Genomic DNA, 13486 nt, shown 5'->3' on the forward strand with positions numbered 1-13486 from the left:
TCCTTTACTTTTCATTAAAGACGGTTTCAGTTTATTGAATTTATACTTACATATTCAGTACGCCAATTCGAAGGGGTATTACCTTCCCAACAGCGAAAGGCTCGATAGAACGAGCTCTGATCTTTATACCCTACAAGAAAAGCCACTTCTTTAATGTCTAAAGAAGGATTTGCCAAGTACTCTCTTGCCTGTTCATGGCGGGCTTCTCTCAACAGCTGTTTGAAGCTTGTTCGTTCGTCAGTTAGCCGGCGCTGTAAGGTACGTTCGCTCATTCCCAACTCACTTGCTACATCTTGTATTTCTAGTCGTTCTCCTGTTAAACTGCGTTTCAATATCCACTTAACTATCTCTGTTATAGAGTGACTGCGTCGCTGCTCTTCCAACGTTTGGTCCAATACGGGAGTTAGCATTTCCAGTAATTCAGCATTGTAAGAAGCAAATGGGCGATCCAAATCTCCTCTATGCAATGTCAATCTGTTACATTTTGCACCAGTCTGGATAGGACAGCCAAAGTAATCTTCAATTCCTTGTACTTGAGTCATTGTATGTTTAAATTCTACTAAGCTCGCTTTTAAAGGCAAACCAGTACCTCGTCGCCCTAGTTCCAGTAAAAATGCAAGCGTAGTTCCAACAAGCAACGGTGGTCCAGGTTGATCAGTATCCAGCCATTCCACTTCAATTGTACAGCTTACGCCTTCCTCCACAATTCGAATATTTTCAGGAGGACACATTTCCTTATAACGAGCCATTCTCGTTAGAGCATCCCGGTAGTCACGAGCATGGTAAGCTGCCAGTACAGACGGTGGATATTGAGCTGTTTCAAATACTGTCGGGAGCTTAATTATCCCATCTTCCATGTCACCGATAATATCGGAATATGCTTGCCATATTGCGAAATATTCCTCAGTACTAACAACAGATTCAGTGATTACGGTAAGTGGCATTTTTGCTTTCCTAACCACATCTTGAGCCGCAATTCCAAGTTGATACAGTCCTGCCCAAAATCCATCCGGTATTCTAATACGAGTATGTGAAGTCATATATTACACCTCTCTATCTATCAACACATTAACGTTTTTTAGAAAATGAACGCAGCTAAGTTTGTTAACGGGATAGTTATTTCATTTTACTTATATAATACGGTTCTGTAACTAGCATAAAACGACAATACACTAGCAATAGACGTCAAATAATTAATGAGCTTCCGGTATACAGTGCGACCAAATTTACTGTACGCGCTATTACGGAAGGTTTACGCCAAGAGGAGTCTCCCACTTCTTATATCCGTACAACGAACATCTCACCAGGAATGACAGCAACTGGAGTTCTTGATGAATCTCAAGATTATCTTAGCATTTCACCTTACAGTGTGGCTCAAGCTATTGCATTTACTATCAATGAACCCGATGTTGCTGGAGTAAATGAGATTGTCATTAGACCGACGTTACAATCTGTATAGAATATGTGTTCTAGAACAAATGCTCTTGCATGTTATCATGAAGGGTATTCTTATAAAATTAAATCCAACTTGATTTACTCCTTCTTAAACTATCCTGCCCGTTAGTAGAGGAAGGATTTTTAAACAACTTTATTATCTCTGCACATCATCATAAAAAACACTCTATATTTTGTACATACTTTGTACAAAATATAGAGTGTTTACTTTTCTATAAACATAGCTGGATTTTAAGGATATGTGAATTCCAAACTAATTGTATGTGTTGTGGTCATTCCAGTTATATGAACTTTAGCACTGCTCCAAGCTCTTGAACTAGCCTGTCCAGTGGCAAAAAAGTTATATCCCCATCCAGTAGTATATGAGAAAGTATTTGACGTTGGAGCTTTAGACAGGCTTTTACCATGTATAGATCCAGAATGCGCATTAACGTATAAAGAAAAAAGTACTATCAATGCTTATCCCCCTTAATCTTTTACCTGAAAAGCGCCCGTTTACGGATATAGGTCACTGACTATCCTTCAACGATTACCCAATTAATCTTTTATTGCTTTAATGTCTTTTATTGAATTTGTAAAAGTTGGGTTTTCCTTTTGAATCTGATGCCCTTCTGCAATTGAGATATAATAATCTCCATTCGATAAAGGGAAGTAATTCTGATTTTCTTGCTCTTTCTCAAAGTAGATCGTGTATTTATGATTGGCATTTGTTTTCAACTCCCAACTTCCACCTAACTCCATGACAGCGTTGTCAGATACTCTGTTAGCAGCGAATCCCTTTTTATCTTCCAACAATTCACCTACAAAATAGTTATTCTTATCTTGTTGAGTGACTAACAGTTCTTCATCATTCATCGTTGTAACCATATCAATATTCCCGTTAATTTCCCCGCTTCGAATAAACTCTTCCAAGGCCGCTTCTTTCGAAGGAAAATAGTTTATATTATCTTTGCTACAAGCAGATAAAAGCAATAAACCTGTCATTAGTGAAAAAACAATTAAGCGCTTAATAGTATTACTCTCCCTTCTCTTCTTCCGCATATAATGGCCCGATTGCTGAATAACCTATCTCCATGTTAATACATACTATTACCAAATACCTTTACAATAAGTTCCCCTCTAATAAAATAAAAATATACAAGTTTATTGGAGGTTACAAATGATAATCGGTTATGCTCGGGTGTCTACTACTGACCAAAATTTAGATCGGCAAATTAGTATGTTTAATGAATATGGGTGTGAAAAAATAGTTAAGGAGAAATTTACTGGTGCGGTTAAAGATCGAAAAGGTCTTCATCAACTTTTTGATGTCATCCAGAAAGGCGATACAGTTGTAGTTGAGAGCATCTCCTGTTTAGGACGTAAAACATTAGACATCCTAAACATTATTCAACAGTTAGAAGAGATGGGGGTGCAATTTATTTCTTTAAAGGAAAATATGGATACAGGAACCTCTGCAGGTAAAGCCATGTTCCAAATGATGTGTGTCATTGCTGAATTAGAAAGAAACCTTATCGCTGAAAGAGTAAAGGAAGGACTTGAAGCAAGTAAAAGACGTGGGAAAACATTAGGTAGACCTAGGTTGGATAAAGAAAAGCTTGCTGTTGCGCTACGGATGTATGATAGTGAGGAATATTCTATAAAGGAGATAGTCTCAACAACTGGAATATCTCAAGGGTCCTTATATAGAGCAGTCAACAGAAGAAGGCTTGAAGAAATAAAAAAATAGGGCGCTTTTTATACGATAAAATTATAATTTTACAGGTTACATCTAAACCCAAAAATGAGAATAAGCGGAAATCGATTTATGGTATAATTAGCAAAATATTAAAGGGGATTATAGTATGTCTTGGAAAGATTATAAGTATTTGCATGTATATGCCCAGCATTCCCATCATCATGAATCTTTTATTGTAGGAAATAGAGAAGCACTGATTGAGCTGCGAGCATTAATAGATAAGGCTTTGACTAATAATACATCCATGGGTAATTTCTTTCCTTCTGATGAAGAGGGATACCAGTTATATGTAGGTGTAGTAGAAAATGAAGATATGTTTAATTCATTAGAAATGCCTTACACGGAACAATTTGGTGAGCGTAATAACCATAATTATTTCATAAATTTAAAACAAGATCCAAAAGCACCTTACTCCCCAGTTATATTGTTTCCAGATGAAGATGAAGACGAAAAAGAAGAGTGATAGAACACTCTTCTTTTATTTTTAATACAATATGGTGCCAGTATCTGGCTTATATTTTGATGGGACAATGGCACGTAATGAATAATGGTATTTCATTTTAGTAGCAGTGTCCCCAATGTGGTAATGCCAATATCAGTCCTGTGAACCTGGTTTCAATGGAATTGTGCCGTTGTCAATTCTAAATACCATTTGTTTTGTTGGCTTATGCTGAATTTTGAGCAAAGATGTGATTTTACCTTTACTATTTTTAGCATTCCAAATTAATTTATAATTTTTCCCTGCGGATTTTAATTTATTTTTAAGATACTTAGATGCTATTTTTGTACCTTGTTTCACAATAGTTTGTAAAGCGACTCTAGCTGTAGCAGCAATAGGGACAAGGATTGGTGCGATAAAAGGTTGAATTTCGCCTTGATTAAGTTTTGCTTCATATTGTGCAAACTCTTTAAAGGTATGGGTGTATTAATGGATATAAAAACATCATGTGGTTTAAGGGTTTAGGAATATTATAGAAAAATGTTCAGGTACTATTCAATAATTGGCGCAAATGTTGTTTATTTTTTTCTAATCATTAGCAGTATCTTTATATATTATTTTAATTTATTTCTTCAGTGGATACCTCCTCAAATATCTGTTGAAGTAATCTTATCATTATTTGTAACCTACTTTTTAAAACAGACAAAAGTCCATACTTTTGTTAAAAGGGCAGATATAATCTTTTTGTTGCCATTAGAAAGGGAATTAAAGCCGTATTTTATTAAATCACTTATATATAGTTTTGTTATTGATGCTATTAAATTGGTAAGTTTCGTAACTGTTTTTTTATCCCTATTTTTGCACACAGCTAATATTAATTCTTCTCTTTCTTTTTTTTATAGTGGGGATTGCTGCTTATAACATTTTAATGAAGTGGACTAAACAATGGTTAAAGAACCATGTACAATTTGTGTTACATAGGTTAAATAGGGTTTTTTCAATATATTTAATGTGTTACTTTTTGTTTAATAATGACTGGATTTTTGAGCTTGTTTTAATAAGTATAAACTTCATCTATTAAGTATAATTACACTTATACATAAATAAACAAGTATACTTTTACACTTGCATACTTGTTTATTTGTATTATTATTTATCTTTTCATCATAGCTTTGAACTTTTCCTCCCAGCTGCTTAGGCATACAGAAATGGTTTTTTAATCGAAAAACATTCTGAAAACTGGATTTAATTATAAAAAGACCGGGTATCCATATGGGGTTTCGATAGTTTCCATTGAGATGCCCGGTGTTTAGTTTTGAAAAATTTTTGGAATCTGACAATTAATTCAGTTTTGTAAGGAATTCTCACGCTTTAATGGCTGTTATAAAAACGACGAACCGATTATCAAAATAAATCAAGTAAAACATCCTTGAAATTTTGTGCAGCTTTAGACATATATTGATTTTCTAACCAAATCAGTGCGGTATCAGAATTTATTTCTGGAATAATCTCTGCACACCATAACGACTCCTTTGACATTAATTGCACAGCTATTTTAGGAACGATTGCAACCCCGATTCCCGAATCTGCTAATTTCATCAACGTCGTTACATCTGGACTTTCGCAAACAATTTTTGGATTAAACCCGTAGATGTTGCACATCTCAACAAATTTATGAAAAACACTATAATCTCCCCGGCCGTGGAGTATCAAAAGAGGCTGGTTTTCCAATTTTTCTATTGAAATTGTTTTCCCCTTAGAAATATTCCAATCAGCCGGTTGAATAGCTACAAGTGGATCTGACTGCAACGGATAGATAGAAATGTTATTTATATTTTGAGACTGCAAAGGTAATCTTACGATTCCAAGTTCAATTTCTTTACTTTGCAGAAGATCCTCTACTCTGCGGGAATCTTCCTCAAATAGTTGAAAAGAAACGTCAGGATACTTTTCTTGGAAAAATTTCAACGCCGGAGGTAGGTAAGGTACACAAGACATGACTGTACCAATAGATAGTTTTCCCCTAATACCTTCTTGCTCCTCCCTTACTTCTGTTACCATTTCATTAATAGAATTTAATACCTCTTTGGCTCTTTTATAAAAAGTCGCCCCTTCAGGTGTTAATTCAAATTCCCCTTTATCTCGTTTAATTAACATTACACCTAGTTCTTTTTCTAAAGACTTCAATTGCATACTTAGAGGAGGTTGGGCAATATGTAAACGCTTTGCAGCACGTGTGATTTGTCCTTCTTCAGCAATTGTTACAAAATAGACAAGCTTCTTTAAATCCATAATTTAACATCCTTTTTAGTTATATATTTTTTATATGCGCACCTATCATTATATATATTTTACATACATTTATGCCTCACATTAAAATAAATAAGTAAAGATAATGAGGTGAAAGTTATTGAAGGAGGATAATATATATGAAACCAATTAAAAGTTTTCGCGAGTATGTGCAAACTTTGAAGGAATACAGCGAAGTAGTTGCTATTAGTCAAGAGGTAGATTGGAATTTAGAAATGAGTGCTATCATTCGTCGAGCTTATGAACTCCCTTCCCCAGCTCCACTCTTTAAATCCGTAAAAGATAGTACCTCTGGATTTGAAGTGTTAGGAGCACCAGTAGGATTGAGCCCCAATAAGGAACATCCATTTATACGAGTGGCCCTCTCGCTCGGGTTACCAATAGATACCCCAGCTCCGGAGTTAGTCGAAGCATGGTCTCATCTTCCCGACGTTAACCCTATTTCCCCTCGTTTAGTTACAGATGGTGAGTGCAAGGAAAACAAATTGTTTAATGATGAGATTGACCTTGCTAAATTACCTGTACCATATCTGCATGTTGGAGATGGAGGACGTTACATTAATACTTACGGTATTCTTATCGTCCGTACACCTGATGGATCTTGGGTGAACTGGTCCATTTCACGTGTTATGCTCGAGGGACCTCATACAATGGCTGGTGTTGTTATCGCATCTCAGCATCTCGGGAAAATATACGAAGAATGGAAAGCAATAGGAAAGGAGATGCCGTTTGCCTTATGTCTAGGTGTAGATCCTGGCATTGCGATGATAGCAGGTTATCCGCTTCCTGATAATGTGAATGAAGGTGAAATGATTGGAGGGTGGTATGGTGAACCAATCGATGTTGTCAAATGCGAGACCAGTGATTTAGAGGTACCTGCTTCAAGTGAGATTGTGATTGAAGGAACCGCCTCCCTAGAAGAGATGATTCCAGAAGGTCCAATGGGTGAATATGCTGGCTATACATGGGTTGGTCATAAAAAACCAGTACCACGCTTTCACGTGACAGCCATGACACATCGAAATAATCCAATCATGCCAGTATGTGTAGCCGGTATTCCACCGGAAGAAAATCATACCAATTGGGGCGTGGCTATTGCAGCAAGCATTCAACATGCGCTGCGAAAAAAAGGATTACCTATTAAAGAATGCTTTATTCCATTAGAATCAGCTGTACATTGGCTTGTTGTCACTGTAGATAGCCGTCAACAAAGAGATGATAATGAAAAGCTGGCTCATGAAATTGGCGAAACCGTGTTTGCTACTAGAGGTGGTTCTTACGTCCCTAAAGTAATTGTTGTAGATGACGATATTGATCCAAGTGACATTAATCAAGTCGTGTGGGCTATGGCCACCCGCCATCATCCGGATAAAAGAAAAGCTATGCTTAACCAAAATGTCTTACCTCTTGTTGCCTACCTAGATGAAAAAGAAAAGAAAGAAGCACTTACCACAAAGGTAATTTATAACTGTTTATTGCCTTTAAACAAGTGGTCTGAGGATAAGAGACCCCTTGAAGCATCGTTTAGGAGTTATCCTGAAGATTTACGTAATCATATTATTAAAAACTGGAAAGAATACGGGTTTTGATTCCGTTTTACAGTAAAGAATTATCACTTCATAGGGTTTAGAAATTCTTTATAATAAGTGTTAGAAGGGATAAATAAGATGAAAATAATTTTAGCAATGACTGGAGCCACGGGAGCCATGTTTGGTGTTCGTCTTTTACAGCTTCTTAAAGGGGCGGGCATTGAGACGCATCTCGTTATGTCTTCATGGGCAGCTGTAACCATACAAGATGAAACTCCTTATACGGCGAAAGAGGTTTCAGATCTGGCAGATTACTCGTATTCAAATAAAGATTTAGCGGCCAAAATTTCCAGCGGTTCGTTTCAAGTAGATGGAATGATTGTTGCTCCCTGTACAATGAAAACATTAGCCTCCATTCGTGTAGGTCTTGGTGATAATTTAATTACTCGCGCTGCAGATGTCATGTTAAAAGAACGCAAAAAGTTGGTATTGGTTCCACGGGAAACACCGTTCAACGATATACATCTTGAGAATATGTTGACTTTGTCGCGTATGGGAACCGTTATACTCCCTCCGATGCCAGCGTTTTATAATCATCCTGAGTCCCTGGATGACATATTTAACCATATCGCATTTCGAACACTAGATCAGTTCAACATACATCTGCCTGAAGCGGAAGAAAAACGCTGGAATGGACTTCTACAAAGAAAATAAAGAAGTAAAACTTTAGAAACGCATAAAGAAAATTGATAGAATCAAATTCTTGTAGCTTTGTAAAAAATTTTGTTCAACATCACTTTTTCAGGCCTTAATTTACTGCAAACAAAAGAAGCCATTTTGAATAAAGAATTGACTAAAATGGCTTCTTATCCAGCAGAATCAAATTTAGTTTTTACAAAAAATTTTTCTATGGTTGACTACTTAGTAGTATTTAAAGTCGGAGATATCGATATTTTAATCATCTATGAAGTATTTACGAAGAGCAAGTTTGCAAAACTCCATGGATTCAACTGATGAAAGTATACATCCCAAGAGAAGTGGGACTATGCTTCTGGTACTCCCTCTTATTATTTTTGTACATATAACGTTTATGCTGCCTAGAAATTCGTATTAACAACAAATAAGTATTGTTGAACATTCTTTATAATCGATATATAAAGATTCAATAATCTCCTTCTAACCGATTCGTTGGCTGCATCATATTTTCACTAAATCCGACAGAAAGCTCACCGACACTAATAAACTCTTCTTCTTTAATATTCACCACTTACAACTTCTCCTCACGCATATTATCTAGCACGGTCCGACATGCCGTACATAATGAGCTCGTCTGACAATTTCTCTTGCTTTTTTTCTCAAATGCTTGAATGGCATCAGATAACGTATTAATGCTACTTTCAATATAAAAAAGACACGCCATCAACAAATTGATTTCCATGCATATCTATTACATAAATACCTGGCAGGACCATTTATCTGCTGCTCTTTCAGTAGAGTTGTGGGATGAAGGCAATGTTTTTTATCCCACTCTATTAAGCGTTCAGCGGTTACCTTGTCTTTTGTATTGTTATTATAACTCCCTCCTGCGAAGCAGTTTTTAGATTTTGAAAAATCACTATGAAATATATATTAAAATAAATCCCTCACTGCATTCTGACAAAATGATAGGATTTTCTTACAGATTGGTCATTTGCAAGAGAAAAATCAAAATTTTTTGAAAGAACAAATACGTAAGCACCTTGGCCTTCCCTGACAAGCAAATGTTCTTCCACCTATCCAACTCCATAAGCAATGTTATCCAAACTGCGAACATTTTATAGTTCGCTAAATAACAAAAAAGGCCCATTCACTTAAAGTGAATGGTACCCAAAAGTTAGATAAAACTTAAATCTTTTGTTCCATTGTCTGTTACAATTCCTTTTACGATTTTCAAAACCCCTTCGGCGTCATTTAGGTTAACCAGTTCAACCGGAGAATGGGAATATCTGCGCGGTGTGGAGACAATGCCAACAGGTATCCCTTTATTCGTTGAACCTAAACTAGCTGCATCAGTTGTGTACGCATCTCCAATTAACGTGATCATTTGCAAGGATATATTTTCTTTTGCTGCTTGTTCTTCAATCATTTCTCTTACTTTAGGATGAATGTAGTTAAATGTCATTGTTCCTCTTACCCCGTCCGCAACAGGACAAGCAGGGCCTTTTCCGAGATAGACCGGAAGTGATATTTCTGTATCTATGTCAGGTGTATCTCCAGCTGGAATTGTGTCTAAAACGATGGCATAATCAGGTTCGATCGCACTCCCTACCATCATAGCTCCCCGGAGACCTACCTCCTCTTGAACAGTAACAACACCATACAAAGTTCCAGCAAATTCAATACCTTGTAATTCTTTAAATAATTCAATTAATATGGCACAATGGATTCGATTATCTACTGATTTTGTAGACACAAGATCTTTATTGTCCATTTCCATAAAATCACTTTGGAACACAATCGGGTCTCCGATTTTTATTCCCATATTTTCTACTTCTGTTCGAGAAGAAGCTCCCATATCAATGTAGCATTCACGGGTTGTTTTTACGCGTTTGCTCTCTTCAGGAGTTTGCATATGCCCAGCTTTAATTCCAATAATGCCCGGCAGTTTTCTTGCTGTAATCCAGACTTTTCTTCCTAACAATAACTGGTCAGAAACGCCTCCAACTTTATCAAACATAATAAACCCATTAGGCAATATATTTTTCACACAAAATCCCACTTCATCCGAATGGCTTGAAACCATCAATTTAGGCCCCGGCGCTGTTCCTTTTTTGATCGCAATCACGTTGCCATTGTGGTCAACCTTTACTTCATCCGCATACGGCAGCAATTTTTCTTTCATATATTTAACAACCTCTTGTTCTGTACCAGAAACGCCTACTAATCCTGTTAAGTCTCTTAATAACTCTTTAATTCTTTCTTTCGCCGCATTTGTACTTATCAATGAATCACTCACTCTTTCTTCAATTATATTTCCCATTCAAAGCTCCCCCTTTTATTAATCTTAATGTCCCAATGAAACTTTCTTTAGTTTCGCCATATTAGTTGAACTGTTGGCAAAAAAAGCAGAAATAAACATTTTTCCAATGATTAGCATAGACCTTTCATCCACATCAAACTTTGGATGATGATGCGGATACTCTGCATTTATATCGGCATTCCTTCCCCCTACCCAGAAGAATGTTCCGGGTACCTTTTGCAAATAATACGCGAAATCTTCCATTCCCATATGAGGTGTCATTTCTTTGACATTCTCCTCACCAATCAGTACCTTGGCAATTTCTTGCACTCTTCTCGTTTCAGCGGGATGATTCCAAACAGCTGGATAGCCTCTTTCATAAGAATATTTTTCAGTAGCTCCAGCTCCTTCACATGTCGATTTGGCTATTTGTCCGATCGATTCCTCAATCAAATCACGAACACCTTCATCGAATGTTCGAACAGTTCCTTTAATTTTTGCTGTGTTAGCGATTACATTGTAAGCATCACCGCTGACAAATGAGCCAACAGTTACAACAGCAGGCTTGAGCGGGTCCACACGCCTGCTTACTATTTGCTGAAGATTTAGGACAAGCTGGCTGCCTACTACGAGAGAATCAACTGTTAATTCTGGTGTGGCTCCATGTCCTCCTACTCCATAAATATCGATTTCAAACCTATCACCGGCAGCCATTAAATACCCTTCTTTTAAACCTATTGTTCCATAGGGAAGGTGAGAAGCGACATGAGCTCCGTAAATCATATCCACTCCATCAAGACAGCCATCCTCAATCATGGACTTGGCCCCTCCTGGAATTACTTCTTCTGCAAATTGATGAATAAACACAATATTTCCTTCAAGCTCATCCTTTACCTCACTCATTACCTTGGCTACTCCAAGTAAAGCTGCCGTATGAATATCATGACCGCAAGCATGCATAACTCCCGGGATACGAGACTTATACTCTACTTCTTTTTCGTCCTGAATAGGCAGGGCATCAAAATCAGCGCGGAAAGCTACTGTTTTTCCGGGCTTTCCTCCCCTTAGCGTTGCTAGAACCCCTCTGCCACCGACTCCTGTTTTCACTTCTAATCCTAAGTTCGTTAAAAAGTCAGCAATTTTTTTCGGCGTCTCTTCCTCTTTAAAAGAAAGTTCCGGGTACATATGCAGGTTTCTACGAAATTCAACTAACTTAGGGTATAAATTTTCTAATCTGTTAAATAGATGTTCAATCATAATGACACCTCTTCTACTTAGAATATTTTGATAGAAATTACACCGTTTGAGATTTTTTCACATTTGTTGATACAGATACTTGTTTAGTAAATAAACTAACAGCCAGCATAATAATAATGTTTATACTTAAAGCGATGATTCCTACGTTTAAATCTTTTGCTACATTTGGCAGCGAAGGAAATAAAGTCCCCACAGTAGCATTTGTCACAGTCATATAAGCTACAGTGATGACACCTGCTATCATTCCTGCTGCAGCACCTTGTTTTGTAACAAAGTTATTTTTCATCAAACCGAAAATGATTGGCGGAAATAATTGTGTGATGAAGCTATAGGCCATGAGGAGAAGCATTACGATCGAGTTTCCGCCATTGAATGTGAAGTAAACAGAGATGAGTGAAATAATAGGGACTAACAATTTGGCAATTGTTGAAATTTGTTTGTCCGAAGCTTCCGGAGCAAATACTTTATATACATTCTTGGACAGTGACACGGAAGCGGTCATCAGCAGCATGGAGCCCGGAACTAAAGCAGTCAATAAACCTGCGGCGCCAATAACTCCGACAAACCAAGGATCAAATGTTTGCAATGCAATACGCAGCAAAGCGAGATCAGTGTTGGACCCCTGTAAACCAGGTACGATCTTAATTGCTGCAAATCCAACAAAAAAGATAAATAATAACATCAGTGTATACAGGGGAGTAATAACCGCATTTTTACGGATGGCTTTTGGACTTGATGCCGAATATGTAGCAACGAACAAATGTGGCCACATTAAGCCGCCGACACTCGTCATCAAAACAGTTGAAATAAACCAGGAAATACTCAACCCTGAATCCGGTAACTTGAGAAAATCGGGATTTGATGTATGAATCTCTCTAAACATAGGCTCTATTCCGCCATAATAGTGAAAAGGGATGTATAGCCCCATAAATACGACAACACCAAAGATTAAAATGTCTTTAATTATAGCCGTCCATGCAGAACCATGTATGCCTGAAATCATTACGTAAACCGTTACAGATACTGCTCCGATCCAAATTGCAACAGCAGGAGAGATTAAACCATAAGAAGCTTCGGAAACAATGATACCCAATCCTTTTAACTGAAGGACAATATAAGGGATCATGGACACGACGCCGATAAGAGCGGCGAGAGTTCCTAAATACGGGCTTTTATACTTACTGGCAAAGAAATCAGATTGAGAGACTAGCCTGTTGTCTTTTGCATACTTCCATATACCAGGATAAAACCAATAAAAGAAACAGTAGGTCAGACACAAATAAGCGATAATATAAAGAGCAGGTCCACCTTTTCCGTAAGCCCATGAACTTGCGCCAAGAAAGGTAAAGGTTGTAAATGATTCTCCTGCCATTAACAGAAAAACAAGTATTGTTCCAAATCCTCTTCCGCCAACAGTCCATTGTTCAAGGTCCATATCTTTTCCTTGTCTAGCCCGTATTCCGATATAAATGATTAATAACAGAAAACCAAAAAGCACAAAGAGCGAAGCATTCATTCTAACTCACCATCCTCTTGATTAGCAGGATCAATTTTAAAAACAATAGCCATAATAGCTGAGGTTAATATGACCCATAAAACGGTCCAAAATACGATAAATGGCATCCCAAGTACAAACGGTTCGACTCGATTAACGAATGGCAGAGAGAAAAGCATTCCAACAAAAGGAATCATAGTTAAAAAGTGAATAAACTTCATTTTGTACCTCCCCTTTACACATTTTTTAAAATGGCTGTTCTTGA

General features: G+C 37.1%; 13 protein-coding genes. 6 read left to right on the plus strand and 7 right to left on the minus strand.

Going from position 1 to position 13486, the window contains the following annotated elements; translation table 11 throughout:
• Window positions 1-26: 26 nt before the first annotated feature.
• Window positions 27-1040, minus strand: a complete 1014-nt coding sequence (locus tag CJ483_RS23395) for a helix-turn-helix transcriptional regulator (RefSeq protein ID WP_120038541.1) — start codon at window positions 1038-1040, stop codon at window positions 27-29.
• A 200-nt stretch (window positions 1041-1240) separates the two neighbouring features.
• On the opposite strand from CJ483_RS23395, the gene CJ483_RS23400 reads away from it, so the two are divergent.
• Window positions 1241-1459 carry a hypothetical protein gene (locus tag CJ483_RS23400; RefSeq protein ID WP_481747760.1) on the plus strand — a complete coding sequence of 73 codons (219 nt, stop codon included), beginning with the start codon at window positions 1241-1243 and terminating at the stop codon, window positions 1457-1459.
• Window positions 1460-1992: 533 nt separating this feature from the next.
• Here the strand turns inward: CJ483_RS23400 and CJ483_RS23410 are convergent.
• Entirely contained in the window at window positions 1993-2496 is a 504-nt protein-coding gene (locus tag CJ483_RS23410; protein WP_120038546.1) for a hypothetical protein, read from the minus strand.
• 118 nt (window positions 2497-2614) lie between these two features.
• On the opposite strand from CJ483_RS23410, the gene CJ483_RS23415 reads away from it, so the two are divergent.
• The 3 genes from CJ483_RS23415 (at window position 2615) to CJ483_RS25930 (ending at window position 4553) form a co-directional block, all read left to right on the plus strand.
• A complete protein-coding gene (locus CJ483_RS23415) occupies window positions 2615-3184 on the plus strand; it encodes a recombinase family protein (RefSeq protein WP_120038548.1) in 570 nt (189 codons plus the stop codon).
• A gap of 115 nt (window positions 3185-3299) precedes the next feature.
• A complete protein-coding gene (locus tag CJ483_RS23420) occupies window positions 3300-3656 on the plus strand; it encodes a hypothetical protein (RefSeq protein WP_120038550.1) in 357 nt (118 codons plus the stop codon).
• A 516-nt stretch (window positions 3657-4172) separates the two neighbouring features.
• Entirely contained in the window at window positions 4173-4553 is a 381-nt protein-coding gene (locus tag CJ483_RS25930; protein ID WP_120038554.1) for an ABC transporter permease, read from the plus strand.
• A gap of 483 nt (window positions 4554-5036) precedes the next feature.
• Here the strand turns inward: CJ483_RS25930 and CJ483_RS23435 are convergent, their stop codons facing one another.
• Complete coding sequence (locus CJ483_RS23435) at window positions 5037-5924, minus strand: LysR family transcriptional regulator (RefSeq protein WP_120038556.1); 888 nt, start codon at window positions 5922-5924, stop codon at window positions 5037-5039.
• A gap of 137 nt (window positions 5925-6061) precedes the next feature.
• Between CJ483_RS23435 and CJ483_RS23440 the strand changes: the two genes are divergently transcribed.
• Together CJ483_RS23440 and CJ483_RS23445 are read left to right on the plus strand one after the other, a co-directional pair.
• Window positions 6062-7531, plus strand: a complete 1470-nt coding sequence (locus CJ483_RS23440) for a UbiD family decarboxylase (protein ID WP_120038558.1) — start codon at window positions 6062-6064, stop codon at window positions 7529-7531.
• A 78-nt stretch (window positions 7532-7609) separates the two neighbouring features.
• On the plus strand, window positions 7610-8185 hold the full coding sequence (locus CJ483_RS23445; protein WP_120038560.1) for a UbiX family flavin prenyltransferase: 576 nt from the start codon (window positions 7610-7612) through the stop codon (window positions 8183-8185).
• 1159 nt (window positions 8186-9344) lie between these two features.
• On the opposite strand, the gene CJ483_RS23450 is transcribed toward CJ483_RS23445, so the two are convergent.
• Genes CJ483_RS23450 through CJ483_RS23465 form a run of 4 tightly spaced genes read right to left on the minus strand, consistent with a single transcriptional unit; the run spans window position 9345 to window position 13442 of the window.
• Complete coding sequence (locus CJ483_RS23450) at window positions 9345-10490, minus strand: M42 family metallopeptidase (protein ID WP_120038562.1); 1146 nt, start codon at window positions 10488-10490, stop codon at window positions 9345-9347.
• A 24-nt stretch (window positions 10491-10514) separates the two neighbouring features.
• Window positions 10515-11726: a M20 family metallopeptidase gene (locus CJ483_RS23455; RefSeq protein ID WP_120038564.1), complete on the minus strand. Its 1212-nt coding sequence runs from the start codon at window positions 11724-11726 to the stop codon at window positions 10515-10517.
• Window positions 11727-11763: 37 nt separating this feature from the next.
• Window positions 11764-13242: a sodium:solute symporter family protein gene (locus CJ483_RS23460; RefSeq protein ID WP_120038566.1), complete on the minus strand. Its 1479-nt coding sequence runs from the start codon at window positions 13240-13242 to the stop codon at window positions 11764-11766.
• Window positions 13239-13442: a DUF3311 domain-containing protein gene (locus CJ483_RS23465; RefSeq protein WP_120038567.1), complete on the minus strand. Its 204-nt coding sequence runs from the start codon at window positions 13440-13442 to the stop codon at window positions 13239-13241. The genes CJ483_RS23460 and CJ483_RS23465 overlap by 4 nt, the downstream gene beginning before the upstream one ends.
• Between the last annotated feature and the right edge of the window lie 44 nt (window positions 13443-13486).

The sequence above is a fragment of the Bacillus sp. PK3_68 genome, assembly GCF_003600835.1.
GTDB lineage: Bacteria > Bacillota > Bacilli > Bacillales > Domibacillaceae > Pseudobacillus.

Bases quoted from the DNA above. Each gene is read 5' to 3' on its own strand.
- CJ483_RS23395 (WP_120038541.1), bottom strand. From the start codon at position 1,040: ATGACTTCACATACTCGTATTAGAATACCGGATGGATTTTGGGCAGGA.
- CJ483_RS23410 (WP_120038546.1), bottom strand. From the start codon at position 2,496: ATGCGGAAGAAGAGAAGGGAGAGTAATACTATTAAGCGCTTAATTGTT.
- CJ483_RS23415 (WP_120038548.1), top strand. From the start codon at position 2,615: ATGATAATCGGTTATGCTCGGGTGTCTACTACTGACCAAAATTTAGAT.
- CJ483_RS23420 (WP_120038550.1), top strand. From the start codon at position 3,300: ATGTCTTGGAAAGATTATAAGTATTTGCATGTATATGCCCAGCATTCC.
- CJ483_RS25930 (WP_120038554.1), top strand. From the start codon at position 4,173: ATGTTCAGGTACTATTCAATAATTGGCGCAAATGTTGTTTATTTTTTT.
- CJ483_RS23435 (WP_120038556.1), bottom strand. From the start codon at position 5,924: ATGGATTTAAAGAAGCTTGTCTATTTTGTAACAATTGCTGAAGAAGGA.
- CJ483_RS23440 (WP_120038558.1), top strand. From the start codon at position 6,062: ATGAAACCAATTAAAAGTTTTCGCGAGTATGTGCAAACTTTGAAGGAA.
- CJ483_RS23445 (WP_120038560.1), top strand. From the start codon at position 7,610: ATGAAAATAATTTTAGCAATGACTGGAGCCACGGGAGCCATGTTTGGT.
- CJ483_RS23450 (WP_120038562.1), bottom strand. From the start codon at position 10,490: ATGGGAAATATAATTGAAGAAAGAGTGAGTGATTCATTGATAAGTACA.
- CJ483_RS23455 (WP_120038564.1), bottom strand. From the start codon at position 11,726: ATGATTGAACATCTATTTAACAGATTAGAAAATTTATACCCTAAGTTA.
- CJ483_RS23460 (WP_120038566.1), bottom strand. From the start codon at position 13,242: ATGAATGCTTCGCTCTTTGTGCTTTTTGGTTTTCTGTTATTAATCATT.
- CJ483_RS23465 (WP_120038567.1), bottom strand. From the start codon at position 13,442: ATGAAGTTTATTCACTTTTTAACTATGATTCCTTTTGTTGGAATGCTT.